Below are 13,374 nucleotides of genomic sequence, written 5' to 3'. Positions count from 1 at the left end.
TCTGGTAATCCCGCATGGAAATCAAGGTCAACTTTCTCGACAACCTCCGACTTGAAGCCAAGTTCGATGACTTCACTGTGGTTGCCGATCAGCCCATCCGCTACAAGGGCGATGGTTCGGCTCCTGGTCCGTTCGATTACTTTCTGGCTTCGTCGGCGCTGTGTGCGGCTTACTTTGTGAAGTTGTACTGCTCGACACGCAATATTCCCACCGAGAATATTCGCCTGTCGCAGAACAATATTGTCGACCCCGAAAACCGCTATAACCAGATTTTCAAGATTCAGGTCGAACTGCCGGCCGATATCTCTGAAAAGGACCGCCAGGGCATTCTGCGTTCCATCGACCGCTGTACCGTAAAGAAGGTGGTGCAGGCCGGCCCCGAGTTTGTGATTGAAGAGGTGGAGAACCTCGACGCCGATGCCCAGGCCCTGCTGATGCCTGCGTCCACCAGCGAGGGCGGTACGTTTATCGCCGGCAAGGACCTGCCCCTGGAGCAGACCATCGCCACTATGTCCGCCATTTTGGCGGGCCTGGGGATGAAGATAGAAATCGCTTCGTGGCGCAATATCGTGCCCAATGTGTGGTCGCTGCATATCCGCGATGCGCAGTCGCCAATGTGTTTTACCAACGGTAAGGGCGCCACCAAGGAGGGCGCGCTGGCGTCGGCCCTGGGCGAGTTTATCGAGCGCCTCAATTGCAACTTCTTCTATAACGATCAGTTCTGGGGCGAGGAAATCGCCAATGCCGAGTTTGTCCATTACCCCGAAGAGCGCTGGTTCAAGCCGGGGCCCAAGGATGAGCTGCCGGGGGAGATTCTCGACCCGTACTGCCTGAAGGTTTATAACCGTGAAGGTGAGTTGCGCGGCTCCCATCTGATCGATACCAACTCGGGCAATGAAGCGCGCGGTATCTGCTCGCTGCCGTTTGTGCGCCAGTCCGATGGCGAGGTGGTGTATTTCCCGTCCAATCTGATCGAGAACCTGTTTCTGAGCAATGGCATGAGTGCCGGTAACTCCCTGGCCGAAGCCCAGGTGCAGTGCCTGTCGGAGATTTTCGAGCGGGCGGTCAAGCGCGAAATTATTGAAGGTGAGTTCGCCCTGCCGGATGTGCCGCAGGCCGTGCTGGCCAAGTACCCGTCGATTCTGGCCGGGATCCAGGCGCTGGAAGAGCAGGGCTTCCCGGTGCTGGTCAAGGATGCGTCGCTGGGCGGTGAGTTTCCGGTGATGTGCGTGACCTTGATGAACCCGCGTACCGGCGGGGTGTTCGCTTCGTTCGGGGCCCACCCAAGCCTGGAAGTGGCGCTGGAACGCAGCCTGACCGAGTTGCTGCAGGGGCGCAGTTTTGAAGGGCTTAACGATCTGCCGCAGCCGACCTTCGAAGGTCAGGCGGTGACCGAGCCGAACAATTTCGTTGAGCACTTTATCGATTCCAGCGGTGTGGTGTCGTGGCGCTTCTTCAGTTCCAAATCCGATTATGAGTTTGTCGAGTGGGATTTCACCCACCAGGGTGAAGACTCGAATGCCGAGGAGGCCGCGACTCTGTTCGCGATTCTCGAGGGCATGGGCAAGCAGGTGTATATGGCGGTGTACGAGCATCTCGGGGCCAAGGCCTGCCGCATCCTGGTGCCGGATTATTCGGAAATCTACCCGGCTGATGATCTGATCTGGGACAACACCAACAAGGCGCTGTTTTTCCGCACCGATATCCTTAACCTGCATCGCCTCGATGAAGAAGAGTTGCAGGGGCTGGTTGAGCGGCTGGTGGAAAGCGAGCTGGATGATTACACCGATATCACCACGTTGATCGGCATCGAGTTTGATGACAATACCGCCTGGGGCCAGTTGACCATCCTGGAGTTGAAGCTGCTGATCTGGCTCGCCCTGGAGCAGTATGAAGAGGCGAAAGAGGCGGTGGAGATGTTCCTGCAGTACAACGACAATACGGTGGAGCGCGGTTTGTTCTACCAGGCGGTGAATGCGGTGCTGGAGATGAAGCTGGATGAAGACCTGGCGCTTGAAGACTACGAAGCCAATTTTCGGCGCATGTTTGGCAATGAACGCATGGACGCCGCCATCGGCTCGGTGGACGGTAGCGTGCGTTTCCATGGTTTGACCCCCACCAGCATCAAGCTGGAAGGGCTGGACAAGCATCTGCGCCTGATTGACAGCTACAAGAAGCTGCATGCTGCACGGGCCAAGGCAGCGGGCCTGGCGGGCTAACCCGCAGCGTCGACAAAAAAGCACCTGAGGGTGCTTTTTTTGTTTTTGCCGTTCATGGTGAAGTGCCGGTATCGGTGCTTTACTGGATCTTTAAACGGGCACGAGCCGCTGGCCAGGGAGGCTGGCAGATCAGGCACCTAACAGCCTCTTATTTGAGCGCGCTCCATGTCCAATACAGCTGCCACTCTCTTGATCGTGGATGACGATGTTCATGTTCGCGAGTTGCTCGAAGCCTTGCTGCAAGAGCAGGGTTACCACACGCTGACGGCCAGTTCGGGGGAGCAGGCCTTGAGTATGGTTGCGCTACAACAGCCGGACTTGATTTTGCTCGATGCGATGATGCCGGGCACTGACGGTTATGCGGTCGCTCGCCAGCTCAAGGCCAATTCTTCGACGGCCAATATTCCGATCATTATGTTGTCGGGGCTGGGCGAGCAGAGTGCGCGCCTGCTGGGGCTGGAAGCGGGCGCAGAAGACTTTCTGTGCAAGCCTGTGAGCGGTGACGAGTTGTGGTTGCGGGTGCGCAATCTGTTGCGGCTTAAGGCCTTTGGCGACTATCAGGCGGTGCATACCCTGATGCTTGAGCAGCAATTGGAAAAACGCACCAGCGATCTGGAGCGTTTTCGCACGGCGATGGGCACTGATGAGCGGCTGCTGAAAATGGCCAATTATGACCCGCTGACCGGCTTGCCCAATCGCGACCTGTTTTACACCACCTTGCAGATGGGCCTTACCCAGGCGGTGCTGCGGGGCTGGCAGCTGGCGGTGGTGACGGTGGGCCTCAATGATTTCAAGAATATCAATCTGACCTGGGGCCATTTAATGGGGGACAAGGTGTTGGCCGAGTTCAGCCAGCGCCTGTCCAACTGTTTGAATGTGAGTGACACCCTGGGGCGCATGGACGGTGACGAGCTGGCCTTGATCCTGATGATCCGCAAGGGGCAGCCCGGCCCGCGGCAGATGGTTGATCGGATCCGCGAGGTGTTGCGCGAGCCTTTCAGGTTGCATGGCCACGATACGCCGATGACGGCCAGTTACGGGATTGCTCTGTATCCGGACGACGGTGCCGAGGCGCACCGCCTGATCAAGCACGCCAATACGGCCATGGGCCTGGCCAAACAGGCGGGTAAAGACACTTACCGTTTTTACACGGCACAAATGAATGTCGAGGTGCTGGCCCGGCAAGAGCTGGAAACCGCGCTGCGCGATGCGGTGCGCAAGCAGGCGTTCGAGGTGTATTACCAGCCCAAGATCAGCCTCAAGGATGGCAGGATTTGTGGTGTCGAGGCGCTGTTGCGCTGGCACCGGCCGGGGGTTGCCACGGTCTCGCCTGGGGTTTTTGTGCCGCTGCTGGAAAGCCTCGGGCTGATTTCCCGGGTGGGTCAGTGGGTGATTGACCGGGTATGCAGCCAGATTGCCCAATGGCAAAGCGCAGGCCTTGGTGGGGTGGAAGTGGCGGTGAATGTGTCGGCGCAACAGATTTGTGAAGGCGATCTGGTGAGTGATATCGAGCGCTCGCTCAAGGCCCATCAGCTGGATCCGCACTTGCTCGAAGTGGAGCTCACCGAGGGCTCGCTGATGGAGAACACGCCCCATACCGTGGCCAGCCTGCTGACGCTGCGCGATATCGGGGTGAAAATTTCTATTGATGACTTTGGCACGGGGTATTCGAGCCTGGCTTACCTGAGCCGTTTTCCCATCGACAAGCTGAAGATTGATATTGCGTTTATCCGTGAAGTTACCTTCAGCCCTCAGGATGCGGCCATCGCGCGGACGATTATCGAGTTGGCGCACAGCCTCAACTTGCAGGTGATTGCCGAAGGCGTAGAGACCCGTGAGCAGCTGGAGTTTTTGACTGAAAACGGTTGCGATCAGGTACAGGGTTATCTGTTTTGCCGACCTTTGCCCGCGGTGGAGCTGGAGGCCTTGTTGCGCGAACCGCGCAGTTTTATCTGACCGCAGCAGCAGCCTCGTTCCTTCGGCAGTTGCTACGCAGACGGATTGCCAGCAGGCTCAGGTAGCCGTGATCACTTACTCTGTTGTAGATCAAGCCCTATTGTGGGAGCGAGCCTGCTCGCGAACGACCTTCGCGAGCCTGCTCGCTCCCACAGTTGCAGTTTTTTCCTGCAACTGCCGAAGGAACGAGGTTGCTGCTACGCAGACGAATTGCCAGCAGGCTCAGGTAGCCGTGCAATCACTTACTCTGTTGTAGATCAAGCCCTATTGTGGGAGCGAGCCTGCTCGCGAACGACCTTCGCGAGCAGGCTCGCTCCCACAGTTGCAGTTTTTTCCTGCAGCTGCCGAAGGAACGAGGTTGCTGCTACGCAGACGGATTGCCAGCAGGCTCAGGTAGCCGTGCAATCACTTACTCTGTTGTAGATCAAGCCCTATTGTGGGAGCGAGCCTGCTCGCGAACGACCTTCGCGAGCAGGCTCGCTCCCACAGTTGCAGTTTTTCCTGCAGCTGCCGAAGGAACGAGGTTGCTGCTACGCAGACGAATTGCCAGCAGGCTCAGGTAGCCGTGCAATCACTTGTCACGGTTATGGGTTGCACCGCTGATTTAACCTATCATTACGCCTTTCCAACAGGTGATTGATTAATGAGCGACTCAAACCAGACCTTGCGCACAGCCCTTGAAACCAGCGATATGCTGGTGATTGACGGGCTGCATGCCTGGGATTTCTCTCTGGACGATGTGCAATTGCTCATCAAGTGCATGGACGGGCGTGCTGAAAAACGCTGGCACTTCACCGCGGCGCAGATTGACGCGGCCGTATTTGACCAGGGTCTGCAAAGCTGGACCCTTATTGGCGATTCGGGTGAGCATCGCCTGGTTTGCCTGAGCGCTTTGAGCGCCAACAACGACGACGATGAAGCCGAGGCCGAAAATGAAGTTTAAAACCCTGCCGATGCTGATGGCGCTGAGTGTGGGCGCGATGTCGGCCCAGGCCGAGTCCCGCGATGACGTCGAGCTGTTGGTGGGTTCCTACACCCAGGGCAAAAGCCAGGGCATCTACCGTCTGCAGTTTGACAGTGCCAAGGGGCGTATCACTCCTGAGCCGCTGCAAGTGTTCAAGGCCGCCAACCCGTCGTGGCTGACTCTGTCCAAGGACCAGACCCGGCTGTTTGTGGTCAATGAAAACGGCCAGGGCCAGGCCGATGTGGTGGGGCGCGCCAGTAGCGTGGCCATCGACCCGAAAACCAACGCGCTGACCCTGATCAATCAGGTCAAGACCCTGGGCGAAGAACCGACCCACTCCAGCCTGAGCGCAGACGAACGTTACCTGTTTGTCGCCAACTACGGCGTACACGCCGACCCTGGCGGCAGCCTGGCGGTAGTGCCGATCAATGCCGAAGGCCAGTTGCAGCCTGTGACGCAGATGAGCAGCCACCCGGCCAGCCGGGTCAACCCCGAGCGGCAGCTGTCGGCGCATGTGCATTCGGTGGTGTCCTCGCCCGATGGCCAGTTTGTCTTCGCCAGTGATCTGGGCGCGGACAAGGTGTTTGTCTACCGCTACGATCCGGCCGCCAATCCGGAACACCCGCTGGTGGCTGCCGAACCCGCATTTATTGAGTTGCCGGCAGGCAGCGGGCCGCGTCATCTGTTGTTTTCCAAGGACGGCAAGCATGCGTACCTGACCACTGAAATGAGTGCCCAGGTGTTTGTGTTCGACTATGCCAATGGCCAGCTCAAGCAGCGTCAGGCGGTGGAGCTGGCGCACGGTTTGCCTGCGCAAAACCGCGCCGCCGGTGCCGTGCATGCTTCCTCGGACGGCAAGTTCCTGTATGTCAGCAACCGTGGCAAGGCCAATGAAATCCTGGTGTTTGCGATTGATGCGGGCACTGGCGAACTGACTGAAATCCAGCGCCGTTCGGTGGACGGTGATCACCCGCGTGAGTTTGCCCTGAGCCCCAATGGCAAGTTTTTGCTGATTGCCAACCAGATGAGCAATGCCATCGTGGTGCTTGAGCGTGATCCTGCCAGCGGCAAGCTGGGCAAGACCGTGCAGTCCCTGGCAATGGATGCACCGTCTGATGTGAAGTTTATCAACCGCCCGTAATCAAGGGCGTGCAGCTACGCAGAAATACCTGCAGCAAAGCGCCCATTTTTATGCGGCTCTGGATCATAAAACCCGCTCTTGAGAGCACGCTATCCGTAGCAGCTGCCGAAGGAACGAGGCTGCTACGGAATCCTTGTGCGCCGTTTACAGCTTCACCGTCTCCAGCAACCCGGCCGGGCCGACCATGGCGTAGTTGTAGCCAGGGCCGGACCAGTACTGGGCCTGCAATTCGCCATCCTGACGGTTACCCCGTGGCAGCAGGCTGTTGTGCGGGCCCGGCGGGCGGATATAGAAGCTGATCTGGCGTCCTTGCTGATCCTGGTACAACACCATCGCTGCGCCGCCCTGGTCGGTGGTCAGCAGGCGACTGCTGACCGGTCTGAAGCCTGCGCCCGTCAAATCCGGCAAGCGTTCGGCACGGCTGAAGTAACGGTCAACCCAGCCTTGCATCTCGTTGCCTGGGGTGACTTTGTAGTCAGCGGGCAAAAAGCCCTGTTGGGCAAACATGCGATGGGCTGCCAGTGCGTCGCTCATGGGCAGGTTGTCGGGCTGGCTGATTTTTCGTGCCTGCCAGCCACCCAGCCCGCCCACACTCACGGCAATCAGCAGCACCGCCGCACTGGCCCACTGGCGCCGTGAATGCCGGCGCTGGCGCTGGCGTATGGCCGTCGGGTCGAGTGCCGGGTTGGCCGCTTGCAGCAAGTCTGGATGCAGCGCAGAACGCAGGTTTTGTGCATCGCGCTGCCAGGCCCCGAGCTGCGCGGCGATGTGCGGGTTGGCTTGCAGATAAAGCTCAACGTGATGGCGTTCGGCATCGCTGAGCGTGTGATCGAGGTAAGCGTGCAGATCGTGTTCACTGGGCGGGAGGGTGGTCATTTGAGTCTCCGCAGGGCAGGGCGGATGATTTCGCCCTCGCTGAGTTGGCGCAGGGCGTTGCGCGCTCTTGAAAGGCGCGACATAACGGTACCGATGGGGACGTCGAGGATCTCGGCGACTTGCTTGTAGCTCAAGCCCTCAACCGACACCCAGAGCAGCAGGGCGCGTTGCTCGGTGCTCAGTTGTTCGAACGCGTCGAGGGTTGATTGCGCAAGCACCGTGCGTTCGGTTGAGGGTTGGGTGTCATCGCGGCCGGTAAAGAATTCCAGCATGCGCGCATAACGCCGGGACCGCCGGTGGTTGTCGACAAACTGGCGATAGAGGATGGTAAACAGCCAGGCGCGCAAGTCACCTTCGGGGCGTTTTTCGGCAACGCTGCCAAGGGCCCGCTCCAGGCAGGTTTGCACCAGGTCGTCGGCATTGCTGGCATGACGGGTCAGCGACAGGGCGAAGCGCCGCAGACGCGGGATCAGTTCACGCAGTTGCTCATCAAGTGAGGTCATGGTCTGGCCAATTGACTGGGTGGGTGCAGGCAAGACGTTCAGGATCAGGCCTTATTCCCTGTGTTGTCGAAATAAATTAATCGTACACCGGGGGGAATAAGCCTGTGCGGCCTGCGTCCTATAGGCTATCTACCTGACGGTCCTGTGGCCCGGAGTTTTTTATGCTTGATCAATTGCCGCCTGTGCGGCCCGTCACACCGCCGTTAAGCCCTGCCAGTGTGGTGTTGCGCCTGGCCGGTATCGGTGCCGTGGTGGCGGTTATCCTCGGTGGTTTTTATTATGTCAACGGTACGCTCGACCCACAGCGTTTGAGCCCCGATAAGTTGGTCAATGCCCTGGAGCACAATAACGGCGTGCATCCGGGTTACCGGCGCAATCATGCCAAGGGCGTGTGCGTGGCGGGTTATTTTCAGGGCAGCGGTGCTGCGCAGGGGTTGTCTTCGGCGCAGGTGTTCGGTACTGGGCGTACGCCGGTGGTCGGGCGTTTTGCCTTGCCCAGTGGCAACCCCTATGGCCCCGACAGCAGTGTGCCGATCCGTAGTTTTGCCCTGCGTTTTACCCAGGCCAATGGTCAGCAATGGCGCACAGGGATGAACAGTATGCCGGTGTTCCCGGTGGGCACACCCGAAGCGTTCTATCAGATGCTGCAAGCCGGTGCGCCGGACCCGGCCACGGGTAAGCCCGCGCCCGGTGCCATGCCGGCGTTTTTTGCGGCGCACCCGGAAACGGCGGCGTTTTTACAGTGGGTCAAAACCGCGAAACCTTCGGCCAGCTATGCCACTGAGCGCTACAACGGCATTAATGCGTTTTATCTGGTCAACGCTGCCGGGCAGCGGCAGGCGGTGCGCTGGGGGGTGGTGCCGTTGGGGCAGGATGCGCCGGGTGCTGCGGCGCCCGACGATGCCGATTATCTGCAGCAGGATCTGGATAAGCGCCTGGCGGCAGGGCCTTTGAAATGGCAGTTGAACCTGATATTGGCCGAGGCGGCTGATCCGACTAATGATGCCAGCAAGGCCTGGCCTGAGGCGCGCCAGGTGGTCAATGCAGGCACCCTGGTATTGGTCAGCGCCCAGGCGCAGAACGACGGCGAATGCCGCGATATCAACTATGACCCGCTGATTTTGCCCAGTGGCATAGAGGGTTCGGATGACCCCTTGCTGGCGGCGCGTTCGGCGGCCTATGCCAGTTCCTATGTACGACGCACCAGTGAAGTTGATCAGCTACCCAAGGAGGCACGACCATGAGCGCACCCACTTCACATTTCGCCCCGGTGGGGCGTTTGCTGCACTGGCTAATGGCGCTGATGATTATTGCCATGCTGTTTATCGGTGCGGGCCTGGCGGCGTCGGTGTCGCAGCGGCATGAATGGCTGCTCGATCTGCACAAGCCCTTGGGGATCGCCATTTTGTTGCTGGTGGTGGTGCGCTTGTTTGTGCGTTTTGCTACCCGCCAGCCGCCATTGCCTGCGGACTTGCCTGTAGTGCAGGTGTTGGCGGCCAAGATGTCTCATGTGTTGCTGTATGCCTTGATGCTGGTGTTGCCGCTGGTGGGCTGGGGGATGATTTCGGCGGCGGGGGATCCGGTGATGCTGGGCAGTGCATTGCAGTTGCCGGGGCTGTTGCCAGCCAACCCTGCGCTGTTTGCGTTATTGCGCAAGACGCATACCTACTTGGCTTACTTGCTGTTTTTTACCGTGCTGGCGCATCTGGCGGCGGCGCTGTTTCATGGCTGGGTGAGGCGCGACGGGGTCCTGGCCAGCATGGTGCGCGGCGATGATAGTAGTCGCTGAGTAGCGCAGCGACTACAAGTGGCCAGGGAGGCTCTTGGCCATCACCGAGATAAACAACTCTGAAGCCAGAAACCGCTCCAGCCAGGCATTCAACTGCGGCAACGGCGCTTGCGCGAACCACTCCCGGTCCACATGGGCAAACTGCCGCACAAAGGGCGCCAGGGCCACATCGGCCAGGCTTAACGCCGGGCCGCTGAGGTAGGGGTGGTGTTCCAGCCGCTGTTCCAGACCTTGCAAAAACGCGACACCCTGGGCCCGGTAATGCTCCATCGAATGCTCCGGATAGCGAATGGCGTACTTGTAGCGGTCCAGCAGTACTTTGAAGGTTTTGTCGTTGTCTTCGATCAAACCCGCGCTGTGCGCTTGCAGCCAATCATCAGGATCATGTTGGCCCAGCGCCCAGTGCATGATTTCCAGGCTTTGTTCGATCACCCGGCCATCCGCACAGACCAGCACGGGCACCGTGCCTTTGGGCGAGGCCGCGAGCATTGCCGGCGGCTTGGCCTTGAGGCTGATCTCGACGATCGATAAGGGCACGCCGCTGTAACGCAAGGCCATGCGCGCACGCATGGCATAGGGGCAGCGGCGGAAGGAATAGAGTACGTGTTGCTTCATTTCACCTCCACGGTGCTCAAGCCGTTGCCCTGGCGCTGCACCTGGATTTGCACCGGGATGCGTTCATGCATTTCCTGTACATGGGAAATCACCCCCACTTTGCGCCCTTGGGCCTGCAAGCCGTCCAGTGCGTCCATGGCCAGTTGCAGTGACTCGGGGTCGAGGCTGCCAAAGCCTTCGTCGATAAACAGCGATTCGATTTTCAGGGTGCTGGAGGCCATCGAGGCCAGCCCCAGGGCCAGGGCCAGCGACACCAGGAAGGTTTCTCCCCCCGACAGTGAATGCACTGAGCGCAGTTCATCGCCCATCTCGGTGTCCATCACCAGCAGGCCAAGCATGCTGCCGCCACGTTTGAGGCGGTAACGGCGTACCAACTGACGCAGTTGCGCGTTGGCGTGATGCACCAGCAGGTCGAGGTTGTAGGCCTGGGCGATTTTGCGGAATTTATCGCCGCTGCTCGAGCCGATCAGTTCACTGAGGCGCGCCCAGCGTTGCCATTCGCTGTCGGCTTGGGCGATACGCTGCCCCAGCGCCTGATTGACGTCCTGGCGCCTCTGGTCTTCAGCCTGTTGCGCGCGCAGTTCGGCGATCTGCTGTTCGCTGGCGGTGATCAGTGCAGTGAGTTCGGCCAGTGCCTGGTTGAGTGCGTCGGCGTCCAGGTTGCCATTGGCTTGCGCTTGGTGTTGGGCCAGGCGCTGTTCGCGCTCGTGCAGCAGTACGCGGGCTTGCTCGACGGCTTTTTCGCCGTTTTGCAGTTGCTGGCGCAGTTCGCGCACCTGTGTGTCGTCGTAACTGAGTAACTGTTGCAGTTGGTTGTCATCAAGTTCGCTGTGTTGCGCGCGCCACTCTGAGAGTCGGGCGCTGAGGTTGGCGTGTTCCTGCTGCAAGGCATGCAGGCGCTCCTGAGCGGATTTGAGCTCGGCGGTCAGTTGCAGCAACTGGTTGGCGGTGACCTGCAAGGTCTGCCCGGCCTGGGTCTGGACGGTGCGGGCCTGTTCGACTGCCTGCTCCAGGGCCTGCTGCCAGTGTTCGGCACTGCTGTAATCACCCAGCAACGCCTTGAGGCTGTGCTGGCTTGCCTGTTGCTGGGCCTTTAGTTCGCTGACGCTGCGCTGCAGGGCATCCAGTTCCTTGCTGCGATTGGCTTGCTGGTACTGTTCACGCTCGATGCTGTTAACCCGCTGCGCCTGCTCCGCCTGCTCGTCGCGCTGCTGATCGAGTTGGGCCACTCGCTCAGCCACTTGCTGGTCGAGGCTTATAAAACAGGCGGATGCGTTGTCGCGCAGGGCATTGAGGGTGGCCGGTGCCAGCAGGCTGGTAAATTCGCGCAGTTCGTCCTCAAGGCGCTGGCTGTCGGCATTGAGGTGTAATTGCTGCTCTGCCAGTTGCTGGCCAGCGAGCTGGCTGGTCTCGCTGCAGCGCTGCACTTGTTGCTGCAGGTGGGCCGCTTCCTTTTGCAGGGCAAGCAGGACGTTCTGGCGTTGCTCGTCCTGGCTGATGCTGTGCTGCAACTGGTTCAGGCGCAGGGTCAGCCATTGTGCGCGCTTGGCCGGGTCCTGGGCCAGCCACTGTTGATACAGCGGATGCGCTTCAAAACTCGGCGCGAGGGCCTGTTGTTCTTCAGTAATGTGTTGATGTTGCACACGCAGTTCCTGGATCTGCGCTTTCATTGCGCTGAATTTGTCGCGCAACTGATCCAGTGTTTCTTTGAGCTCGTCTACGGCTTGACGGGCGTTGCTTTCTTCCCGTTCATCGTGGCGGGACAAGCTTTGCAACAAGGCTTCGGGCTGGTGGTACGGGTGTTCGTGGCTGCCGCACACCGGGCAGGGCTGATCGTCCTGCAATTGCTCGCGAAGCTCTTCAACGCTGGCGCTACGGGCCAGGCGCTGGCGCTCCAGGAGCTGGCGGGTGATTTGCAGGGCCTGCTCAGCGGCCTCGTACTGACTTTTGGTCTGGTTGCCTTGCTCGACCAATGTTTCGCGCTCGGCGTGCAGTGCCTGCAGTTTGGTTTGTAAGGCCAGCAGGCGGCTGTCGAGGGTCTGTCGGGTGCTGCACAGGCGTTGCAGCTCTTCAAAGGCGCGCTGCTGTTGGCGGTTGTCCTGGAGCAGGCTGCCCAAGGTCTGGATTTGCTCGTTGACCGCATGGGGCTCGGCGCCCGCTTCCTGGAACAGGATTTCCAGGCTGTTACGCAGCTCGGTCAGTTGTTGTGTGGCCTGTTGGGCGCGCTCTTCAAGGCCGGGCAGTTCCTTGCGCCCGGTAGTGAGGTTATTGCTCAGCCGCACCAAGTGTTGCAGCCGGGGGCGATAGGCGTCCCAGGCGTTGGCCAGTGGCGCCAGTTCGCTGCTGTGTTCGAGTTGTGTGGCTATGTGCGCCAGGCGTTCGGTGCCTTGCTGCTGACGCTCAAGCAGGGCATTGAGTGTCTGCTGCCCTGTGCCGCAGGCCTGCTCAGCCTGCTGCTGGAGGGCTTGTTGGGCGGTCAGGGCCTGGGTCAGGCGATCGCAGTTGGCTTGTTCCAGAAGGGCTTGCTGGACCTGCGGTGCGGCCTCCCGTTGCTGCGTCTGTGCCAGGGTTGCCGCCAGCGTGGCGCTTTGCACCTGTGCTTGCAGCTGGACCTGGCGCTGGCTCAGTTCGGTCTGTTGCTGCAACTGGACGCCGATTTGCTCGGCCAGCGGGTTCAGTTGCCCATTGAGCTCGGCAAGGCGGGCAAATTGATGACGTTGCGGTGCCAGTTGCTCAAGCAGATGCAGGGTCTTGCGCTGTCCGGCCTGGCTGTCGAACAGGGTGTGTGCCTGTTGCAGTTGCTCGGCCGCGCTCTGGCGCTGGGCTTGTAGTTCGCTCAGGGTGTTGAGCCAGGTGTGTTGCAGCTCTAGCTGTTTGAGCTGGCCCTGCCGGTTTTTCAGCTGTTGCTGCGCTTCGTTGAAGTGACGGTCCAGTTCGGCACGGGCTTCGGGTTCCAGAGGGGTAATGCCCACAGCCTGGTCTTTGAGTTGCTTGAGCGCTTCCCTGGCCTCTTTGGCCTTGTCGAAGGCACGTTTGCCCAGGCGCGTGTAAAGCGCGGTGTCGGTGAGCTTTTCCAGCAGTTCGCTGCGCTCGTTGTCATCGGCCTTGAGGAAGGCGCTGAATTCGCTTTGGGCCAGCATCACCGCACGGGTGAACTGTTCGAAGTTCAGGCCCAGGCGTGCTTCGAGCTGGACTTTGTAATCGCCTTTCTGGCTGGCCAGCAGTTGGTCGCTGTCCAGGTCACGCAGGCTCTGGCGGCTGGCCTGCAGTTTGCCGGTGGCTTTCTCGCGGGCGCGGTTGGCCTCCCAGCG

At 60.0% G+C, this 13,374-nt stretch carries 10 protein-coding genes; 6 read left to right on the top strand and 4 right to left on the bottom strand.

Annotated elements, in window-relative coordinates; translation table 11 throughout:
* The first annotated feature begins 14 nt into the window (after positions 1 to 14).
* The 4 genes from GHO42_RS14385 to GHO42_RS14370 all read left to right on the top strand — a co-directional run bounded on the left by GHO42_RS14385 (position 15) and on the right by GHO42_RS14370 (position 6,280).
* Positions 15 to 2,219, top strand: a complete 2,205-nt coding sequence (locus GHO42_RS14385; protein ID WP_153328011.1) for an OsmC domain/YcaO domain-containing protein — start codon at positions 15 to 17, stop codon at positions 2,217 to 2,219.
* Positions 2,220 to 2,384: 165 nt separating this feature from the next.
* Positions 2,385 to 4,175 (top strand): bifunctional diguanylate cyclase/phosphodiesterase, encoded by a 1,791-nt coding sequence (locus GHO42_RS14380; protein ID WP_153328009.1) that lies wholly within the window; start codon positions 2,385 to 2,387, stop codon positions 4,173 to 4,175.
* 643 nt (positions 4,176 to 4,818) lie between these two features.
* On the top strand, positions 4,819 to 5,118 hold the full coding sequence (locus GHO42_RS14375; RefSeq protein WP_153328007.1) for a DUF5629 family protein: 300 nt from the start codon (positions 4,819 to 4,821) through the stop codon (positions 5,116 to 5,118).
* Entirely contained in the window at positions 5,108 to 6,280 is a 1,173-nt protein-coding gene (locus GHO42_RS14370) for a lactonase family protein (protein WP_153328005.1), read from the top strand. The genes GHO42_RS14375 and GHO42_RS14370 overlap by 11 nt, the downstream gene beginning before the upstream one ends.
* Positions 6,281 to 6,424: 144 nt before the next feature.
* On the opposite strand, the gene GHO42_RS14365 is transcribed toward GHO42_RS14370, so the two are convergent.
* Together GHO42_RS14365 and GHO42_RS14360 are read right to left on the bottom strand one after the other, a co-directional pair.
* Positions 6,425 to 7,156, bottom strand: coding sequence for an anti-sigma factor (locus GHO42_RS14365; protein WP_153328003.1), 732 nt, complete (start codon positions 7,154 to 7,156; stop codon positions 6,425 to 6,427).
* Positions 7,153 to 7,659, bottom strand: coding sequence for a sigma-70 family RNA polymerase sigma factor (locus GHO42_RS14360; RefSeq protein ID WP_153328001.1), 507 nt, complete (start codon positions 7,657 to 7,659; stop codon positions 7,153 to 7,155). The genes GHO42_RS14365 and GHO42_RS14360 overlap by 4 nt, the downstream gene beginning before the upstream one ends.
* Positions 7,660 to 7,820: 161 nt before the next feature.
* On the opposite strand from GHO42_RS14360, the gene GHO42_RS14355 reads away from it, so the two are divergent.
* Together GHO42_RS14355 and GHO42_RS14350 are read left to right on the top strand one after the other, a co-directional pair.
* Complete coding sequence (locus tag GHO42_RS14355; RefSeq protein ID WP_153327999.1) at positions 7,821 to 8,903, top strand: catalase family peroxidase; 1,083 nt, start codon at positions 7,821 to 7,823, stop codon at positions 8,901 to 8,903.
* A complete protein-coding gene (locus tag GHO42_RS14350) occupies positions 8,900 to 9,448 on the top strand; it encodes a cytochrome b (RefSeq protein WP_153327997.1) in 549 nt (182 codons plus the stop codon). The genes GHO42_RS14355 and GHO42_RS14350 overlap by 4 nt, the downstream gene beginning before the upstream one ends.
* Before the next feature lie 12 nt (positions 9,449 to 9,460).
* Here the strand turns inward: GHO42_RS14350 and GHO42_RS14345 are convergent, their stop codons facing one another.
* Together GHO42_RS14345 and GHO42_RS14340 are read right to left on the bottom strand one after the other, a co-directional pair.
* Complete coding sequence (locus GHO42_RS14345; protein ID WP_153327995.1) at positions 9,461 to 10,063, bottom strand: glutathione S-transferase; 603 nt, start codon at positions 10,061 to 10,063, stop codon at positions 9,461 to 9,463.
* The coding region (locus tag GHO42_RS14340) for an SbcC/MukB-like Walker B domain-containing protein (protein ID WP_153384158.1) at positions 10,060 to 13,374 on the bottom strand (3,315 nt) is incomplete at its 5' end. The genes GHO42_RS14340 and GHO42_RS14345, both read right to left, overlap by 4 nt.

Source organism: Pseudomonas sp. FSL R10-0056 (assembly GCF_009600105.1).
GTDB lineage: Bacteria > Pseudomonadota > Gammaproteobacteria > Pseudomonadales > Pseudomonadaceae > Aquipseudomonas > Aquipseudomonas bubulae.
This window is presented reverse-complemented; position numbering and strand designations above follow the sequence as displayed.

Bases quoted from the DNA above. Each gene is read 5' to 3' on its own strand.
- GHO42_RS14350 (WP_153327997.1), top strand. From the start codon at position 8,900: ATGAGCGCACCCACTTCACATTTCGCCCCGGTGGGGCGTTTGCTGCAC.
- GHO42_RS14365 (WP_153328003.1), bottom strand. From the start codon at position 7,156: ATGACCACCCTCCCGCCCAGTGAACACGATCTGCACGCTTACCTCGAT.
- GHO42_RS14380 (WP_153328009.1), top strand. From the start codon at position 2,385: ATGTCCAATACAGCTGCCACTCTCTTGATCGTGGATGACGATGTTCAT.
- GHO42_RS14375 (WP_153328007.1), top strand. From the start codon at position 4,819: ATGAGCGACTCAAACCAGACCTTGCGCACAGCCCTTGAAACCAGCGAT.
- GHO42_RS14385 (WP_153328011.1), top strand. From the start codon at position 15: ATGGAAATCAAGGTCAACTTTCTCGACAACCTCCGACTTGAAGCCAAG.
- GHO42_RS14355 (WP_153327999.1), top strand. From the start codon at position 7,821: ATGCTTGATCAATTGCCGCCTGTGCGGCCCGTCACACCGCCGTTAAGC.
- GHO42_RS14360 (WP_153328001.1), bottom strand. From the start codon at position 7,659: ATGACCTCACTTGATGAGCAACTGCGTGAACTGATCCCGCGTCTGCGG.
- GHO42_RS14370 (WP_153328005.1), top strand. From the start codon at position 5,108: ATGAAGTTTAAAACCCTGCCGATGCTGATGGCGCTGAGTGTGGGCGCG.
- GHO42_RS14345 (WP_153327995.1), bottom strand. From the start codon at position 10,063: ATGAAGCAACACGTACTCTATTCCTTCCGCCGCTGCCCCTATGCCATG.